Annotated in this window: 18 protein-coding genes; 10 read left to right on the top strand and 8 right to left on the bottom strand. The window is 69.5% G+C overall.

The window, feature by feature from the left end:
• Nucleotides 1-4: 4 nt before the first annotated feature.
• From N799_RS00585 to N799_RS00575, 3 genes are all read right to left on the bottom strand, one after another.
• Entirely contained in the window at nucleotides 5-1,339 is a 1,335-nt protein-coding gene (locus tag N799_RS00585) for a mechanosensitive ion channel domain-containing protein (RefSeq protein WP_052100843.1), read from the bottom strand.
• 33 nt (nucleotides 1,340-1,372) lie between these two features.
• A complete protein-coding gene (locus N799_RS00580) occupies nucleotides 1,373-2,638 on the bottom strand; it encodes a phospholipase D-like domain-containing protein (RefSeq protein WP_036206298.1) in 1,266 nt (421 codons plus the stop codon).
• Between the two features lie 105 nt (nucleotides 2,639-2,743).
• The gene (locus N799_RS00575; protein ID WP_036206294.1) at nucleotides 2,744-3,229 is read right to left on the bottom strand and encodes a DUF456 domain-containing protein; all 486 of its coding nucleotides are present in this window, start codon (nucleotides 3,227-3,229) and stop codon (nucleotides 2,744-2,746) included.
• Nucleotides 3,230-3,402: 173 nt separating this feature from the next.
• Here N799_RS00575 and N799_RS00570 point away from each other — a divergent pair, with 173 nt between their 5' ends.
• Complete coding sequence (locus tag N799_RS00570; protein WP_036206291.1) at nucleotides 3,403-3,612, top strand: cold-shock protein; 210 nt, start codon at nucleotides 3,403-3,405, stop codon at nucleotides 3,610-3,612.
• 78 nt (nucleotides 3,613-3,690) lie between these two features.
• On the opposite strand, the gene N799_RS00565 is transcribed toward N799_RS00570, so the two are convergent.
• Both N799_RS00565 and N799_RS00560 read right to left on the bottom strand, forming a co-directional pair.
• Nucleotides 3,691-4,161, bottom strand: coding sequence for a glycine zipper 2TM domain-containing protein (locus tag N799_RS00565; RefSeq protein ID WP_036206288.1), 471 nt, complete (start codon nucleotides 4,159-4,161; stop codon nucleotides 3,691-3,693).
• A 123-nt stretch (nucleotides 4,162-4,284) separates the two neighbouring features.
• Nucleotides 4,285-4,734 (bottom strand): cytochrome c, encoded by a 450-nt coding sequence (locus tag N799_RS00560; protein WP_036206286.1) that lies wholly within the window; start codon nucleotides 4,732-4,734, stop codon nucleotides 4,285-4,287.
• Between the two features lie 89 nt (nucleotides 4,735-4,823).
• On the opposite strand from N799_RS00560, the gene N799_RS00555 reads away from it, so the two are divergent.
• Nucleotides 4,824-5,633 (top strand): tRNA threonylcarbamoyladenosine dehydratase, encoded by an 810-nt coding sequence (locus N799_RS00555; protein WP_036206693.1) that lies wholly within the window; start codon nucleotides 4,824-4,826, stop codon nucleotides 5,631-5,633.
• On the opposite strand, the gene N799_RS00550 is transcribed toward N799_RS00555, so the two are convergent.
• The gene (locus tag N799_RS00550; protein ID WP_036206285.1) at nucleotides 5,614-6,390 is read right to left on the bottom strand and encodes a TatD family hydrolase; all 777 of its coding nucleotides are present in this window, start codon (nucleotides 6,388-6,390) and stop codon (nucleotides 5,614-5,616) included. The genes N799_RS00555 and N799_RS00550 overlap by 20 nt on opposite strands.
• 18 nt (nucleotides 6,391-6,408) lie before the next feature.
• Entirely contained in the window at nucleotides 6,409-6,654 is a 246-nt protein-coding gene (locus N799_RS00545) for a DUF6116 family protein (protein WP_036206284.1), read from the bottom strand.
• A 187-nt stretch (nucleotides 6,655-6,841) separates the two neighbouring features.
• On the opposite strand from N799_RS00545, the gene N799_RS00540 reads away from it, so the two are divergent.
• From N799_RS00540 to N799_RS00525, 4 genes are all read left to right on the top strand, one after another.
• On the top strand, nucleotides 6,842-7,645 hold the full coding sequence (locus N799_RS00540; RefSeq protein WP_036206282.1) for a glycine zipper 2TM domain-containing protein: 804 nt from the start codon (nucleotides 6,842-6,844) through the stop codon (nucleotides 7,643-7,645).
• 147 nt (nucleotides 7,646-7,792) lie between these two features.
• Entirely contained in the window at nucleotides 7,793-8,956 is a 1,164-nt protein-coding gene (locus N799_RS00535; protein WP_036206690.1) for an acyl-CoA dehydrogenase family protein, read from the top strand.
• Between the two features lie 44 nt (nucleotides 8,957-9,000).
• The gene (locus N799_RS00530) at nucleotides 9,001-9,555 is read left to right on the top strand and encodes a GNAT family N-acetyltransferase (RefSeq protein WP_036206279.1); all 555 of its coding nucleotides are present in this window, start codon (nucleotides 9,001-9,003) and stop codon (nucleotides 9,553-9,555) included.
• A 110-nt stretch (nucleotides 9,556-9,665) separates the two neighbouring features.
• Nucleotides 9,666-11,945, top strand: coding sequence for a thiamine pyrophosphate-dependent enzyme (locus N799_RS00525; RefSeq protein ID WP_036206276.1), 2,280 nt, complete (start codon nucleotides 9,666-9,668; stop codon nucleotides 11,943-11,945).
• Between the two features lie 18 nt (nucleotides 11,946-11,963).
• Here the strand turns inward: N799_RS00525 and ygfZ are convergent, their stop codons facing one another.
• Nucleotides 11,964-12,827 carry a CAF17-like 4Fe-4S cluster assembly/insertion protein YgfZ gene (ygfZ, locus tag N799_RS00520; protein WP_036206273.1) on the bottom strand — a complete coding sequence of 288 codons (864 nt, stop codon included), beginning with the start codon at nucleotides 12,825-12,827 and terminating at the stop codon, nucleotides 11,964-11,966.
• A 30-nt stretch (nucleotides 12,828-12,857) separates the two neighbouring features.
• On the opposite strand from ygfZ, the gene N799_RS14525 reads away from it, so the two are divergent.
• The 4 genes from N799_RS14525 to sdhA all read left to right on the top strand — a co-directional run bounded on the left by N799_RS14525 (nucleotide 12,858) and on the right by sdhA (nucleotide 15,733).
• Nucleotides 12,858-13,031, top strand: a complete 174-nt coding sequence (locus N799_RS14525; protein ID WP_081974608.1) for a DUF1674 domain-containing protein — start codon at nucleotides 12,858-12,860, stop codon at nucleotides 13,029-13,031.
• 75 nt (nucleotides 13,032-13,106) lie between these two features.
• Nucleotides 13,107-13,526, top strand: coding sequence for a succinate dehydrogenase, cytochrome b556 subunit (gene sdhC, locus N799_RS00515; RefSeq protein WP_036206270.1), 420 nt, complete (start codon nucleotides 13,107-13,109; stop codon nucleotides 13,524-13,526).
• Nucleotides 13,523-13,933 (top strand): succinate dehydrogenase, hydrophobic membrane anchor protein, encoded by a 411-nt coding sequence (gene sdhD, locus N799_RS00510; protein WP_052100842.1) that lies wholly within the window; start codon nucleotides 13,523-13,525, stop codon nucleotides 13,931-13,933. The genes sdhC and sdhD overlap by 4 nt, the downstream gene beginning before the upstream one ends.
• 6 nt (nucleotides 13,934-13,939) lie before the next feature.
• Complete coding sequence (sdhA, locus tag N799_RS00505; protein ID WP_036206266.1) at nucleotides 13,940-15,733, top strand: succinate dehydrogenase flavoprotein subunit; 1,794 nt, start codon at nucleotides 13,940-13,942, stop codon at nucleotides 15,731-15,733.
• The last annotated feature ends 6 nt before the right edge of the window (nucleotides 15,734-15,739 follow it).

Here is a 15,739-nt window from a genome sequence, read left to right as displayed (position 1 = left end):
GGGGTCAGATCAGGTTATCGCCGGAGAGCGCGCGTTGCTCGGCGGCCAGCTGGGCGTCGATGTCGCGGTTGACCGAGGTGTCGCAGCTGGCCGCCTCCGCTTCGGCGCCGGTGGTGCCGCGCGGGGCGGTGTCGGCGTCGGGCAGGTTGCGGACGAAGTGAACCGAGCGCGGCCCCTCGACACCCGCCTCGGCCAGCGCGGCCTTGGCCTGGCGCAGCGCCTCGCTGCGGGTGCGGCCGAGGTCGCTGTGGCGCTGGTCGACCCAGCCGAAGAACTGCAGGTCGATGCCGGCGCCCTCGTAGCCGCGGATCTGCCACGACGGCCCCGGCTCGGTCAGCACGCCCGGCACCGCGGCGATCCGCTCCAGCGCCCGGTCGCCGGCCTCGCCGAGTGACTCGCCCGGATCGACCGGGATGATGAAGTCGAAGCGGCGGTTCGGGTTGCGGGTGAAGTTGAGCACCACCGACTTGAACACCAGCGCGTTGGGCAGGCTCAGGTGGTTGCCCTCCAGCGTGACCATGACCGTCGCGCGCGAGGTCAGCGCGGCCACCTTGCCCTCGAAGCCCTCGACCCGCAGGTGGTCGCCCGGCGCGAACGGCCGGCGCAGGCTCAGCAGCACGCCGGCGACGTAATTCTCGGCGATGTCCTTGAACGCGAAGCCCAGCACCAGCCCGAGCACGCCGGCCGAGCCGAGCACCGCGCCGACCAGCGCGGTCGCGCCGAGCACGTCCAGCGCGATCAGCACGCCGGCCAGCAGCACCAGCCACTGCACGAGCCGTCGTACCAGCCCGTCGAGATAGGGGTTGTCCTCGCCCAGCCGGGTCAGGCGGGTGCGCCGGCCGAGCCAGCGGCCCGTCCACCACGCCGCCAGCACGATCGCGATGGCGACCACCAGCAGCGGGGTGGCGGCCAGCAGTCGCACCAGCTTGCCGGTGACCTGCCGGATCGCGGCGTCGAAGCGGTCCGACAGGCGCGTGCTGAGCTGCACCTGGTTCTCGACCGCCGAGATGCCGGGCTGCTGGCTGGCGACCTGGCCGGCCAGCACGCGGTCCTCCACATCGACCACCTCGCCCTCGAGCCGGGCGACTCCGCCGCGCACGGTGACGGTGACGCCTTCCATGCCCTCCATCCGCTGCAGCCGGCGGGCCAGCGCCTGGCTGGCGGCGAGTTCGGATGACGACTCGACGGTGGAGGCGACGTCCTCGGCGACCACGAAGCCGGCCGCGGTCGCCGCGCGGTCACCGACTTCCGGTGCGGGCAGCGGCGCGGGGGCGGCCGCCCGGGCGGAAGCCGATGCGAGCAGCAGCAGGCACGGCAGCAACAGGCACGGCAGCAGCAATCGCAGTCTCGCCAACGGCCTCACGCGGTACCCCTACAGTTGCGACTTGATCGGCAACAGTACGCGTTCGGCCAGCTTTTCGGTCCACGGCCGCTGCTGCCACATCTCCAGCGTGTAGCGCTTGGTCGGCTTGAGGTCCTGCTCGAAGGTGCGGGTCATCTCCTGCGCGAACGCGTGGTCGTAGATGTTCAGGCTGGCCTCGTCGTTGAGCCGGAACGAGCGGATGTCGAAGTTGGTCGAACCGACCGACACCAGCTCCTGGTCGATGATCAGCAGCTTGGTGTGCAGCATCGTCGGCTGGTACTCGTAGACCTCGGCGCCGGCGCGCAGCAGTGGGCCCCAGCTGGCCTTGGACGCCAGCCGCACGGCGCTGGAATCGATGTGTTCGCCCGGCAGCAGGATGCGGATGCGCACGCCGCGTTCGCGCGCCGCCAGCAGTGCGCCCATGATCAGCTCGTCGGGCACGAAGTACGACGCGGCCAGGTCGATCGACTCCTCCGCGGCGGCGATCGCCATCAGGTACATCAGGTGCATGCTCTCGCTGCCGCCGGCGGGCGAGGCGATGAACAGGTGCGCGTCGGCGTCGCCGGCCGGTTGCAGCGGCGGGAAGTACTTCGGCCCGTTGAGCACCTCGCCGGTGGTCTTGATCCAGTTGTCGTTGAAGGCGGCCTGGATCTGCGCCACCACCGGGCCCTCGACGCGGAAGTGCATGTCGCGCCAGTGTTCCGGGTCGCCGGCGTCGCCGCTCCACTGGTCGGCGATGCCCACGCCGCCGGTGAAGCCGACCCTGCCGTCCACCACCAGCAGCTTGCGGTGGGTGCGGTTGTTCATGCGGCTGAGGTTGTACCAGTGCAGCGGGCGGTAGCGCTCCAGCTCGACGCCGGCGTCCTCCATCCGGTCCAGCAGCTCCTGGTCCATCTTGATGCTGCCGACCCAGTCGATGGTGACGTGCACCGGGATGCCGGCACGGGCGCGCTCGGACAGCGCCTCGGTGAACTCCTCGCCGATCTCGCCGGACCAGTAGATGTAGGTCTCGAAGGTGATCGACACCTGCGCGCCGCGGATCGCCTCCAGCATCGCCGGGAATATCTCGGCGCCGTTGTCGAGCGCGGTGATGGAATTGCCGGGCATTACCGACGGCCCCATCATCACCGACATCTCGCGGCGGAACTGCGGGTCGGAGATCGAATAGTGATGCTCGATCTTGCGTTCGAGTTCCTTTTCCGGCGTGGCGAAGTTGATTGCCAGCACCACCGCGAGGGTGGTCGCCAGGATGGTGAACACGATGATTGCGGTCATGCGCTTGCGGCTCCAGCGTGGCATTGGCTTCCCCCGTTCAGGCGGCCCACTTTGGCTTGGCGCGAAACAGCGTGACGTGAAAGCGTCGCTCCGCGGTCCCGGCAGTCACACCAGCCAGGCGAACGCGAACAGCCCCAGCATCGCGAACGCCAGGCCGATCTTGAGCACGGTGCCGACGAGGATGCCGACCCAGGTGCCGACCCCGACCCGGGTCGCCCTGCCGACCTCGCGGGTGTGGATCAGCTCGCCGGCCAACGCGCCGACGAACGGCCCCGCGATCAGCCCCACCGGCCCGAAGAACAGCCCGGCGAAGGTGCCGGCCACCGCGCCCACCAGCGCCAGCCGGCTGGCCCCGACGCGCTTGGCGCCCATCGCGGTGGCGAGGAAGTCGATCCCCAGCGACAGCAGCGTGAGCGCGCCCAGCAGCACCAGCATGCCGACCCCGACCTGCTCGAACCCGCCGGCCCAGGCCGCCAGCAGCATCCCGGCGAACACCAGCGGCAGGCCGGGCAGGGCGGGCAGCACGGTGCCGGCCACGCCGACCAGGATCAGGATCGCGGCGAGTGTGTAATAGAGGGACTGCATGTCCAAGGCGGGATTCCCCTGTTTTCCATCGTGGTTCGAGTAAATGCGGCCGGCGGCGGTGCGATTGCACTTTCCCCGGGCGCGGGGTAGTTTTTTTCCGCTGTTTGCTTCTCCTTGCAACCAGCGACGGCGCGGGGCCCGCGCCGGTTCTCAACCGTAAAGTTCCAGGGAGCAGGTAAATGTCGAACCGTGAAACCGGTACCGTCAAGTGGTTCAACGACGCCAAGGGCTTCGGCTTCATCAGCCGCGAGAACGGCGAGGACGTGTTCGTGCACTTCCGCGCCATCCAGACCCAGGGCTTCAAGAGCCTGAAGGAAGGCCAGCAGGTCTCCTTCACCGTCGTGCAGGGGCAGAAGGGCCTGCAGGCGGACGCGGTCGAGCCGCTGTAAGCCCGGCCCGCCGGGGCGGTACCACCGATACGAAAGAGCCCGGCGATTGCCGGGCTCTTTTTTGCGTGGGCGCCGGGATCAGCGGACCCAGGCGCGGCCGTTGTAGACGCGCACGTAGGTACCGACCCGGATACCGCCGAGGTCGTCCTGCGTCACCACGGTGGTGCGGCCGTCGTCCATCCGGACGTGGACGTTGAAGCGTGCGTCCTGCACGCGGTTCTGGATCGCGTTGCCGGCCACGGCGCCGGCGACCGCGCCCGCCACGGTGGCGGTGTTCCGGCGGCCCTCGCTCTCGTCGTCGGCCAGTTCGCGGCCCGCGGCCGCGCCGACCAGGCCACCGAGCACGGCGCCGGTCGCGTTGGGCACGTTGCTGCCGCTGCTGATCTGCTCGATGCGGGTCACGGTGCCGCAGTCGTAGCAGGCGGTGCTGCTGCCGTAGCCGGGCGAGGTGCTGCCGTAGCCCGGGCCGTAGCCGGAGGTGGCGCAGCCGGCCAGCACGAAAGAGGCGGCCGCGGCCACGCCGAGCAGTCGAAATGTCTTGGTGTTCATCGGGGTCTCCTGCATGGGGGCGGTGGCGTGTCGCCACGCGCCCACGCTAGGCGGGGTGTCGTGAATACGTGATCAACCCGCGCGCTGCCGTTCAGCGCTGGTTCCCCGCGCGGCGCCGGGTGCTCAGCCGCGGAAATCCTGATGGCAGGCCTTGCACGCCTGGCCGATCGCGCCGGTGGTTTTGCCCAGTGCGGTGCAGTTGTCCGGGGGCGAGGCCAGTGCGGTGTCGAGCGCGCCGCGCAGCTGGCTGGAGGCATCGACGAAGCGCTTGTCGTCGCGCAGGCCCGGGAATGCCGGCTCGATGTCGTTGGCCATCACCCGCAGCGCCTGCAGGTGCGGCAGGCTGTCGGTCGCGGTGCAGCGGTTCTGTTCGACCGCGTTGCGCAGGTTCTCCAGGTGCCAGCCCTGCACGTGCATCACCGAGTGGGGGAACGGATCGCTCCGGGCCTGGATCGCGCGCATCGCCATGACGGTGCAGACCGCGCCGATCACCAGGCCGAGCAGCAGCAGGGCGAGGTACTTGGCGCCGTTTCCGTGCTTGGGGTCGTTGCGGGTGGGCTGGGGTTCGCTCATGCCTGGCTCCGTGGTTGAAGGCGCAGCGATATATATCACGCAGGCCCTGCACGGGCGGGCGCGCAGCGGTGCGCGATTACAATGCGCCGATGACCACGCCAGCCCTCGACCCCGCCCTGCAGGAACGCTTTTCCGGCATCGACCGCCTGTACGGCGCCGGCACGCTGGCGCGGCTGTCGCGCTGCCGCGTGGCGGTGGTCGGCATGGGCGGCGTCGGTTCGTGGGTGGTCGAGGCGCTTGCGCGCAGCGGGGTGGGGCACCTGACCCTGATCGATGCGGACGACATCTGCGTGTCCAACAGCAACCGGCAGTTGCCGGCGCATGCGGGGCAGTTCGGCCGCGCCAAGGTCGATGCGATGGCCGAGCGTTGCCGGTCGATCAACCCGCTGGCCGAGGTGGTGGCGGTACCGGCGTTCCTGGTGGCGTCCAACATCGAGACGCTGCTCGGCGGTGGCTTCGACCTCGTGCTGGACGCCTGCGACAGCTTCCGCAGCAAGGTCGAACTGATCGCGTGGTGCCGCCGGCGAAAGCTGCCGCTCGTGGTGTGCGGCTCGGCCGGCGGGCGCATCGACCCGACCCTGGTGCGGGTGCGGGACCTGTCGCGCACCGAGCACGACGCGATGCTGGCGCTGATCCGCAAGAAGCTGCGCGGCGAGTTCAACTTCCCGAAGAATCCGCAACGCTACTTCGGCGTGCCGGCGGTGTACTCGCTGGAGAACGTGCGCTACCCGCAGGCCGACGGCAGTGTCTGCGGGCTGCGGCCGAAGCTGGACGCCGACGCCGCGCTCAAACTGGACTGTGGCGCGGGGTTGGGGGCGGCGACGCACATCACCGGGGCGTTCGCGTTCGCGATGGTGGGGCGGGCGTTGCAGATGCTGCTCAAGCCGCAGGCCGGGTAGGGAGACGGAAGAGGCGCTCGGCGTTGGCGGTCGTCGCCGCGGCAAGCTCGGCGGGCGCGATGCCGCGCAGTTCGGCGATGGCCTCCAGTATCTCGACGAGGTGCGCCGGCTCGTTGCGCTGGCCGCGATGACAGGCCCCGGGCTGGTCCGGCGCGTCGGTCTCCAGCAGCAGCCATTCGATCGGCATGTCCGCCGCCAGCGTCCGCAGCCGGTTGGCGCGCGGGTAGGTGACCGGCCCGCCGAGCCCCAGCAGGAAGCCGTTCTCCCACAGTTGCCCGGCCTGCTGCCGGCTGCCGGAGAAACTGTGCACGACGCCGCGCAACCCGCCGATGCGGCGGATGGCCGACAGCACCTGGTCGACGGCGCGGCGGGCGTGGACGATCACCGGCAGGTCGAAGTCGCGCGCCATCCGCAGCTGGGCGTCGAAGTAATGCAACTGCGTGGCAGGGTCCAGCCCCTCGATGAAGTGGTCGAGTCCGCATTCGCCGACCGCCACCGGGCGCTCCCGCTCCAGCCATTCCCGCAGTTCGCGCAGATGCTCCTCGCGGTGGGAGACGAGGAGCACCGGGTGCAATCCGAAGGCGGGGAACAGGCCCGCGTCCTCGGCGCAGACCGCCTTCAGGCCGGGCCAGCCGGCCGCGTCGATTGCCGGCACGATCTGCCGTGTGACTCCTGCCGCCCGCGCCCGGGCGATGACCTGGGCGCGATCCGGCTCGAACTCGTCGACGTCGAGGTGGCAGTGGGTATCGACCAGCATCGGTCTGCGTGGACGGGGTCAGCGTCGCCGCGAGTGGCCGTCGATGACGTCGGCATCGGCGGCGGGGCGCGCGCCCGGTTCCCTGCGCTTCTTCCAGTTGGCCAGCAGCAGCGTGCCGAGGCCGAGCAGCAGTTCGTCGACGAACGGCACCAGGTCCGGCACCAGCATGTCGAGCACGAACAGCGCGCCGGTCACCATGAAAAGACGCGGATAACTCAGCTTGCCGAGGAAGCGCATCAGCGGGGCGAGCAACAGGGTGCGCATGGAATCACCTGGTCGAAACGGTGGCCGGACAGCGTATTTGCTACGTCGATCACGCTAGCACGCGACCAGGGTTCATCGCGCGAACAGGTTTTTGTTAAAGAATTGGCAACCCGTTCAGGTTACCGGTGGTGGAATGCACCCGAACACGACCGACGGGTCCCGAACGACCCACGCAGGAGGCTCTCCCATGAACAAGAATCTGATCGCTGTTGCCCTGGCGTCGCTGCTCGTAGGCGGTGTCGCCGTCGCGGCATACCAGAGCTTCCAGGGCGATGCGCAGGACAACGCGCTCGCCAATCCGAACGACCCGGCCCTGGTTGGCGCTGGCGGTGACTTCGTCGCCGACGGCAGCATCGAAAGCATCGAGTACGCCGACGTCGTCAACGTCAAGCCGGTGACCGAGAAGCGTGAGCTGCTGGCCACCGTGGTCGACAGCGAGGCGGTCCGCACCACCAGCACCACCTCCACCCCGCGCGAGGTCTGCGAGGACGTCGTGGTGCAGGAGCGCCTGCCCGAGCGCGACGGCAACGTCGGCGGCACCGTGGCCGGCGCGGTCATCGGCGGCCTGATCGGCAACCAGATCGGCGGCGGCGACGGCAAGAAGGTCGCGACCGCGGCCGGTGCCGTGGCCGGTGGCTACGTCGGCAACCGGGTCGACCGCAACCATGTCGGCGGCCGCGTCGTCGAGCGCGTCGAGACCAACTGCCGCACCGTCACCGATACCTCGCAGTCGTCGACCGTGGTCGGCTACGACGTGACCTACCGCAATGCCGACGGCACCACCGGCACCATGCGTACCACCAGCAAGCCGGCCGAGCGCATCTCGCTCGGCACCCAGGACCAGGTGATCGGTTACGACGTGACCTATCGCTACGACGGCCAGGAGCAGACCGTGCGCCTGGACGAGGAGCCCGGCGAGCGCCTGCCGGTGATCGACGGCGAGGTGGTCCTGCAGACCGCCGCCGCGAGCGGCGACACCACCAAGGGCTGACCGGCCCGGTTCACCGCAACACCCCGACGGGGCCGGAGCGATCCGGCCCCGTTTGCGTTGCGGGCCGCGCGTGCCGCGTGTGGCCCGGGCGTGCCTTCGCCGATGGGCGCGCCTTACAATGGCCGCTTTCCCACCATCGAGCACGCCATGGCCCTGCACCCCTACGACCTGTACGACGTCCGTTCCATGCTGAGCGAGGAGGAGCAGGCGGTGCAGGACACGGTGGCGCGCTTCACCGACGAGCGCGTGCTGCCGATCATCGGCGACGCGTTCGACCAGGGCCGGTTCCCGCGCGAGCTGATCGCCGAGATCGCCGAGCTCGGCCTGCTCGGCTCGACCCTGCCGGAGCAGTACGGCGGTGGCGGGCTGAACTCCGTCAGCTACGGCCTGATCTGCCAGGAACTGGAGCGCGGCGACAGCGGCATCCGCAGCTTCGTGTCGGTGCAGTCCTCGCTGTGCATGTACCCGATCTTCGCGTACGGCACCGAGGAGCAGAAGAAGCGCTGGCTGCCGGACATGGCCGCGGGCAGGGTCATCGGCTGCTTCGGCCTGACCGAGCCGCACGGCGGTTCAGACCCGGCCAACATGAAGACCGTGGCCAGGAAGGACGGCGGCGACTGGGTCATCAACGGCGCCAAGATGTGGATCACCAACGGCAACCTGGCCGACATCGCCATCGTCTGGGCGCAGACGGACGACGGCATCCAGAGCTTCGTGGTCGAGAAGGGCATGGCCGGCTTCGCGGCGCAGGAGATCAAGCACAAGATGAGCCTGCGCGCATCGGTGACGAGCTCGCTGTTCTTCGACAACGTGCGCGTGCCCGAGGCCAACCGCTTGCCCAACGTCAAGGGTCTGAAGGGTCCGCTGGGCTGCCTGACGCAGGCCCGCTACGGCATCACCTGGGGGCCGATCGGCGCGGCCATTGCGTGCCTGGACGAGGCGCTCAACTACAGCAAGGAACGCATCCTGTTCGACCGCCCGCTGGCCGCCAACCAGGCCGCGCAACTGCGCCTGGCCGACATGGCACGCCGCATCACGAGCGGGCAGCTGCTGTCGCTGCAGCTGGGCCGCCTGAAGGACGCCGGCAAGATGGCACCGACGCAGGTGTCGCTGGCCAAGTGGAACAACTGCCGCATGGCGATCGACATCGCGCGCGACTGCCGTGACCTGCTGGGCGGCGCCGGCATCACCACCGAGCATGCCGCGATCCGCCACGCGCTCAACCTGGAATCGGTGATCACCTACGAGGGCACCGAGACCGTGCACCAGCTGGTGGTCGGCCGCGAACTGACCGGTATCAACGCGTTCTGATTCGTCCCGTCCCGTCCCGTCCCGTCCACGCGGAGCACTGCGGCATGACTGCACACCCCCTCGGCCCCACGCTCGAAACCGAACGACTGGTCCTGCGTCCGCAGCAGCGTTCGGACTTCGACGGTTTCGCCGAACTGCTTGGCGACGAGGAGGCTGCCCGGCATATCGGCGGCCACCTGCCGCGCGCGGCGGCGTGGCGCAAGTTCCTGCAGATGCCCGGTGCGTGGGTGGTGCAGGGCTTCGCGATGTTCTCGGTGATCGAGAAGGCCAGCGGCCAGTGGATCGGGCAGGCCGGTCCGTGGCAGCCCGAGGGCTGGCCGAGCACCGAGGTCGGCTGGTCGTTCCTGCGCTCGGCGTGGGGCAAGGGCTACGCCCGCGAAGCCGCCATCGCTGCGATCGACTGGTCGTTCGAGACTCTGGGTTGGACCGAGGTGATCCATTCGATCGCGCCGGCCAACACCGCCTCGCAGGTGCTGGCGGCGCGGCTGGGTTCGGTCAACCGCGGCCCCGGCCGCCTGCCGCCGCCGTACGAGGACTCCCCGGTCGATATCTGGGGACAGAGCCGCGAGGAGTGGCTTGCGCGCCGTTCCAGTCTGTAACTCCGTCGCTTCCTGTCGAAGCGGCTTCAGCCGCGATCGGGCGTCCCGGGCGCTCATCGATTTTTCGGATCGCGGCTGAAGCCGCTCCTACAACGAGTCAGCCACCGACCATGTCGAACACCGCCAACCCGATCCCCGCCCGCATGCGCGGCCTCAACCGCGCCGAGATCTGCGACGTCAACTTCAGTGAGTTCGTACGCGGGTGGGACGGCCGGGTGGATGCGGCGCCGGCGCCGGGCGAGGCGATCCTCGAGGGCAGCGCGCTCGACGCGCAGGGCTTCCGCGAGCTGTTCGAGTCGCAGCTGGTCAGCCGCCACCTGGACCTGATGGCGCGCGTGCTGCGGGTGCAGAACAAGGTCTTCTACACGATCGGTTCCAGCGGCCACGAGGGCAACGCGATGGTCGCACGTGCCACCCGCCATACCGATCCGGCGTTCCTGCACTACCGCAGCGGCGGCTTCATGGCCGAGCGCTTCCGCAAGCTTCCGGGCATGGACCCGGCGATGGACTCGGCGCTGTCGTTCGCCGCCAGCAAGGAAGACCCCGCCAGCGGCGGCCGCCACAAGGTGTGGGGCAGCAAGCCGCTGTGGGTGCTGCCGCAGACTTCGACGATCGCCTCGCACCTGCCCAAGGCACTTGGCACCGCGATCGCGATCGAGACCGGCCGCCGCCTCGGCCACGCGCTGCCGATCCCCGACGACAGCATCGCGATCTGCTCGTTCGGCGACGCCTCCAGCAACCACGCCACCGCGCAGACCGCGTTCAACGCCGCGGCGTGGACGGCCTACCAGAAGCTGCCGGCGCCGGTGCTGTTCGTCTGCGAGGACAACGGCATCGGCATCTCGGTCAAGACGCCGAACGGCTGGATCGCGCGCAACTTCGCCCAGCGCCCCGACCTCGACTACTTCCACGCCGACGGCCTCGACCTGGCGACCGGCTACGGCGACGTGCAGCGTGCGGTCGAGCACTGCCGCCGCACCCGCCGCCCCACCTTCCTGCACCTGCGCACGACCCGGATCATGGGCCACGCCGGCACCGACTTCGAGATCGAATGGCGCTCGATCGAGGAGCTCTGCGCGGTCGAGGCGACCGACCCGCTGCTGCGCTCGGCGGCGATCGCGCTGGAGTCCGGGCTGATGTCGAAGGACGAGGTGTTGGAGCTGTACGAGGCGACCCGCAAGCGCTGCTTCGCCGCCGCCGAGGCCGCCGACCGCACGCCCAAGCTCGACCGCCTGGCCGACGTGGTCGCGCCGCTTGCGCCGTACTCGCCCGAGGCCGTGCATGCCGAAGCCGAGCGTGCCGACTTCAACGGCCGCCGCCTGGAGGTCTTCGGCAGCGACGAGAAGCTGCCCGAGAACCAGCCGCCGCGGCACCTGGCGATCCAGATCAACAACGCGCTGCACGACACCTTTGCCAAGTACCCCGACACCCTGCTGTTCGGCGAGGACGTGGCGCAGAAGGGCGGCGTCTACACCGTCACCAAGGGCCTGCAGAAGGCGTTCGGGCCGCGACGCGTGTTCAACACGCTGCTCGACGAGACGATGATCCTCGGCATGGCGCAGGGCTTCGCCAACGTCGGCATGCTCCCGATCCCGGAGATCCAGTATCTCGCCTACTTCCACAACGCCTGCGACCAGATCCGCGGCGAGGCGGCGAGCCTGCAGTTCTTCAGCAACAACCAGTACGCCAACCCGATGGTCGTGCGCATCGCTGGACTGGGCTACCAGCGCGGCTTCGGCGGGCACTTCCACAACGACAACTCGATTACCGCGCTGCGCGACATCCCGGGCCTCGTCGTCGGCTGTCCGTCGCGCGGCGATGACGCGGTGACCATGCTGCGCACGCTCACGGCGCTGTCGAAGGTCGACGGGCGCGTCAGCGTGTTCCTCGAACCGATCGCGCTGTACATGACCAAGGACCTGTACGAGGCTGGCGACGGCGGTTGGTTGACGTCGTACCCGGCGCTCGGCGAGGCGATGCCGCTGGGCGCGGGCAGGGCGTACCTGCCCGAGGACGACACCGGCGACGAACTGGTGATCTTCACCTACGGCAACGGCGTGCCGATGAGCCTGCGCGCCGCGCGGCAGATCGAGGCGAAGCATGGCTGGAAGGCGCGCGTGGTCGACCTGCGCTGGCTGGTACCGCTCAACGCCGGCTACATCGTCGAGCAGGCGCGGACCGCGAAGCGGATCATCATCGTCGACGAGGGTCGCCACAGCGCCGGCGTGGGCGAGGGCGTGATCACGGCGATCGCCGAGGGCGGCTTCGGGGCGCGCCCGTTCCAGCGTGTGGTCGGTGCCGATACCTACACGCCGCTGGCGGGTGCCGCCTTCCTCGTCATCCCGGGCGAGGAGGACATCGTCGCCGCCGCGGGCCGTCTGGCCGGCTGAGGCGTCGCGACGCCGAGGTCAGCGCGCCAGTCCCTCGGGAAAAGGTCGCTCGCGGACTTCCGTCCCGCCCACCTCCAGCGTCGCCACCGTGCGCTCCAGCGGCATCACCGCGAGCGCGAGGTGGCGGCCGTCCGACGTGGCCGCCGCGACCACGCTGCCGCTGGCCACTTCCCCGGCACGCACGTCGACACCGGTGGCGACCGGTCCGTCCGACTCCAGCAGCACCAGCCCGCGCTTGGCCTTGCCGAGGAAGTGCGTGCGCGCGACGATCTCCTGCCCCGGATAGCAGCCCTTCTTGACGCTGAAACCGCGGAGCCGCTCGAGCGAGAGCTGCTGCGGCGTCCATTGCCCGAACTGCCCGTCCGCCAACCGCGGCAGCCCGTGCTCGAGGTCGAACAGTCGCCAGCGAGCGACCGCCGCCCCGTCGTCGGCCGCGACAGTCCCGCCCACCCGCAGGCAGCGCGGCGACTCCGGGGTACCGAGGTCGAATTCGACCACGTCGTCGTGTTCGGCGAACGTGCCGCCACGCGCCACACCCGGCAACGCGAACGCACCGGAGACCGGCTCTCCGCGTACCGATATCACCACCTTGCTGCGGAACAGGAAGCGCCGCAGTTCCGCCGCAAGCGCTTCGGGGTCGAGATCCGGCAACAACAGCCACACCCGTTCGTCGGACCACTTCGCCAGCGCGAAGATCGCAACCACGCGTCCCTTCGGCGTCAGCCAGCCGCTCCAGTGCCATTGGCCTGGCCGCAAACCGTTGAGATCGTTGATGAACTGGGCCTGCGCGAAAGCCGCCGCATCGCGCCCGGCGAGTTCGACGACGTGCATGTCGGGCAACGCAAAAAGCGCGCCAGACGCTGGTTGAAGCTTGTCATGCATGGGTGTCGGCAACTAAGATTGTTCGCTGTGATGATAGGCCAAACCACTCCGGAACCCGGTTCACCGACCGTCCCCGAAACGCCCGCCGAGGCGCCGGCAATCAAGCCCGACGAGACGATGGCGACGGAGTACGGGGGGCGCGACGGCCCCGAGCCCACCCGCTACGGCGACTGGGAAAAGAACGGCCGCTGCATCGACTTCTAGCCAGTCACCGCACGTCGCACATCCACGGTTCCACTCCTGCCACGCGGCACCGCCGCCCAGCCGAGACAGCCTCGCATGGCCAACCAGCAACGCGTCAGCGACCGCCCCCGGGCGCGGCCACTCTCACCGCACCTCCAGGTCTATTCGTGGCAGGTGCAGATGGTCACTTCGATCATCCACCGCGGCACCGGCATCGTGCTGGCACTGGGCAGCCTGCTGGTCGTGTGGGGCGTGCTGGCGCTGGCCGCCGGCCCCGCGCAATGGGCCGACTTCGGTGAGTGCATCCGCTCGCCGCTGGGCTTCCTGGTGATGTTCGGCTGGAGTTGGGCGCTGGCCTACCACCTGATCAACGGCATCCGCCACCTCGTGCAGGACGCCGGTTACGCCTACGAGATCCGCAGCTTCGTGCTCAACAGCTGGATCTCGATCTTCGGCAGCCTGGTGCTCACCGCCATCATCTGGCTGCTGGCCATGACCCAGTGGGGGAACGCATGAGCATCGACAATTCCGGCCGGCACGCGCCGGACCTGCGCCATCCGCTCAAGCGCGCACGCGGCCTCGGCTCGGCCAAGGACGGTACCCACCACTTCATCCTCCAGCGCATCACCGCGGTCGCACTGGTGTTCCTCTCGATCTACGTGGTCTGGCTGGTGCTGTCGCTGGCCGGCGACGACTACGCCACCGTCCGCGCGACCGTGGCCCGGCCGTGGAACGCGACCCTGCTGGTGGCGTTCCTGGTGGCCTCGTTCTGGCACGCCAAGCTCGGCCTGCAGGTGATCATCGAGGACTACGTCCACACTCCGGGGCTTGCGGCGGCGTCGCAGCTCGCGGTCATCTTCGTCTGCGTACTCGCGGCAATCGCCAGCGTGCTCGCCGTCATCCGCATCGCGCTCGGGGGCTGATCCGCAATGCCTGCTGCATACCAGATCCAGGAACACACCTTCGACATGCTCGTGGTCGGCGCCGGCGGCGCGGGCCTGCGTGCCACCTTCGGCCTGGCCCAGAAGGGCCTCAAGACGGCCTGCATCACCAAGGTCTTCCCGACCCGCTCGCACACCGTGGCGGCACAGGGCGGCGTGGCCGCGGCGCTGGGCAACATGGGCGAGGACGACTGGCGCTACCACTTCTTCGACACCGTCAAGGGTTCGGACTGGCTGGGCGACCAGGACGCGATCGAGTACATGTGCAAGGAGGCCATCCCGGCCATCATCGAGCTCGAGCACCAGGGCGTGCCGTTCTCGCGCACCGAGTCCGGTCACATCTACCAGCGTCCGTTCGGCGGCATGACCACGCGCTACGGCGAAGGCCCGCCGGCGCAGCGCACCTGCGCCGCGGCCGACCGCACCGGCCACGCGATCCTGCACACGCTGTACCAGCAGTCGCTCGCGCACGACGCCCAGTTCTTCGTCGAGTACTTCGCGCTCGACCTGATCATGGACGCCAGCGGCGCCTGCCGCGGCGTGCTCGCGCTGGAGCTGGAGACCGGCAAGCTGCACCTGTTCCGCGCCCAGGGCACGGTGCTGGCAACCGGTGGCTACGGCCGCGCGTACTTCTCGGCGACGTCAGCCCACACCTGCACCGGCGACGGTGGCGGCATGGTGCTGCGCGCCGGGCTGTCGCTGCAGGACATGGAGTTCGTGCAGTTCCACCCGACCGGTATCTATGGCGCTGGCTGCCTGATCACCGAGGGCGTGCGAGGCGAGGGCGGCATCCTGCGCAACGCCAACGGTGAGCGCTTCATGGAGCGCTACGCGCCGAGCGTCAAGGACCTCGCCCCGCGCGACATGGTCAGCCGCTCCATGACGATGGAGATCCGCGAAGGCCGCGGCGTCGGCGAGCACAAGGACCACATCCTGCTCGACCTGACCCATCTCGGCCCGGAGGTCATCCACGAGAAGCTCCCCGGCATCGCCGAGTCGGCGCGCATCTTCGCCAACGTCGACGTCGAGAAGCAGCCGATCCCGGTCATCCCGACCGTCCACTACAACATGGGCGGCATCCCGACCAACTACCACGGGGAAGTCGTGCAGCTGCGCGACGGCGACCCCGACGCGGTGGTGCCGGGCCTGTACGCGATCGGCGAGGCCGCCTGCGTGTCGGTGCACGGCGCCAACCGTCTGGGTTCCAACTCGCTCCTCGACCTGGTGGTGTTCGGCCGCGCGGTCGCCAACCGCTGCGCCGAGACCATCACCCCGAACGGCCCGCAGCCGAAGCTGGCAGGCGACGCCTGCGACGAGGCGCTGGCCCGGCTCGACCGCCTGCGCAACGCCAACGGCGGCACCTCGACCGCGGTCATCCGCGACCGCATGCAGCGCACCATGCAGGCCGACGCCGCGGTGTTCCGCACCGGCGAGACGCTCGAGGAGGGCGTGGCGAAGATCCGCGAGATCCACGCCTCGTTCGCCGACGTCAAGGTGTCCGACCGCTCGCTGATCTGGAACTCCGACCTGGTCGAGACCTACGAGCTGTCCAACCTGCTCGGGCAGGCGCTCGGCACGATCGTGTCGGCGGCCAACCGCACCGAGTCGCGCGGCGCCCACGCGCGCGAGGACTACCCGGAGCGCGACGACGTCAACTGGCTCAAGCACACCCTGTGCTCGGTCAGCGAGGACGGCACGACCAGGATCGACTACCGCCCGGTCCACATGCACACGCTGACCAGCGATGTCGACGTGATCCCGCCGAAGAAGCGCGTGTACTGATCCGGT

The sequence above is a fragment of the Lysobacter arseniciresistens ZS79 genome (genome assembly GCF_000768335.1).
Lineage (GTDB): Bacteria > Pseudomonadota > Gammaproteobacteria > Xanthomonadales > Xanthomonadaceae > Novilysobacter > Novilysobacter arseniciresistens.
Note: the sequence above shows the minus strand (reverse complement) of the source record. Positions and strands in the feature narration are given on the sequence as shown.

Excerpts from the sequence above, each read along its gene's own strand:
- N799_RS00580 (WP_036206298.1), bottom strand. The coding sequence starts at position 2,638 with ATGACCGCAATCATCGTGTTCACCATCCTGGCGACCACCCTCGCGGTG.
- N799_RS00570 (WP_036206291.1), top strand. The coding sequence starts at position 3,403 with ATGTCGAACCGTGAAACCGGTACCGTCAAGTGGTTCAACGACGCCAAG.
- N799_RS00565 (WP_036206288.1), bottom strand. The coding sequence starts at position 4,161 with ATGAACACCAAGACATTTCGACTGCTCGGCGTGGCCGCGGCCGCCTCT.
- N799_RS00560 (WP_036206286.1), bottom strand. The coding sequence starts at position 4,734 with ATGAGCGAACCCCAGCCCACCCGCAACGACCCCAAGCACGGAAACGGC.
- N799_RS00555 (WP_036206693.1), top strand. The coding sequence starts at position 4,824 with ATGACCACGCCAGCCCTCGACCCCGCCCTGCAGGAACGCTTTTCCGGC.
- N799_RS00550 (WP_036206285.1), bottom strand. The coding sequence starts at position 6,390 with ATGCTGGTCGATACCCACTGCCACCTCGACGTCGACGAGTTCGAGCCG.
- N799_RS00545 (WP_036206284.1), bottom strand. The coding sequence starts at position 6,654 with ATGCGCACCCTGTTGCTCGCCCCGCTGATGCGCTTCCTCGGCAAGCTG.
- N799_RS00540 (WP_036206282.1), top strand. The coding sequence starts at position 6,842 with ATGAACAAGAATCTGATCGCTGTTGCCCTGGCGTCGCTGCTCGTAGGC.
- N799_RS00535 (WP_036206690.1), top strand. The coding sequence starts at position 7,793 with ATGGCCCTGCACCCCTACGACCTGTACGACGTCCGTTCCATGCTGAGC.
- N799_RS00530 (WP_036206279.1), top strand. The coding sequence starts at position 9,001 with ATGACTGCACACCCCCTCGGCCCCACGCTCGAAACCGAACGACTGGTC.
- N799_RS00525 (WP_036206276.1), top strand. The coding sequence starts at position 9,666 with ATGTCGAACACCGCCAACCCGATCCCCGCCCGCATGCGCGGCCTCAAC.
- ygfZ (WP_036206273.1), bottom strand. The coding sequence starts at position 12,827 with ATGCATGACAAGCTTCAACCAGCGTCTGGCGCGCTTTTTGCGTTGCCC.
- N799_RS14525 (WP_081974608.1), top strand. The coding sequence starts at position 12,858 with ATGATAGGCCAAACCACTCCGGAACCCGGTTCACCGACCGTCCCCGAA.
- sdhC (WP_036206270.1), top strand. The coding sequence starts at position 13,107 with ATGGCCAACCAGCAACGCGTCAGCGACCGCCCCCGGGCGCGGCCACTC.
- sdhD (WP_052100842.1), top strand. The coding sequence starts at position 13,523 with ATGAGCATCGACAATTCCGGCCGGCACGCGCCGGACCTGCGCCATCCG.
- sdhA (WP_036206266.1), top strand. The coding sequence starts at position 13,940 with ATGCCTGCTGCATACCAGATCCAGGAACACACCTTCGACATGCTCGTG.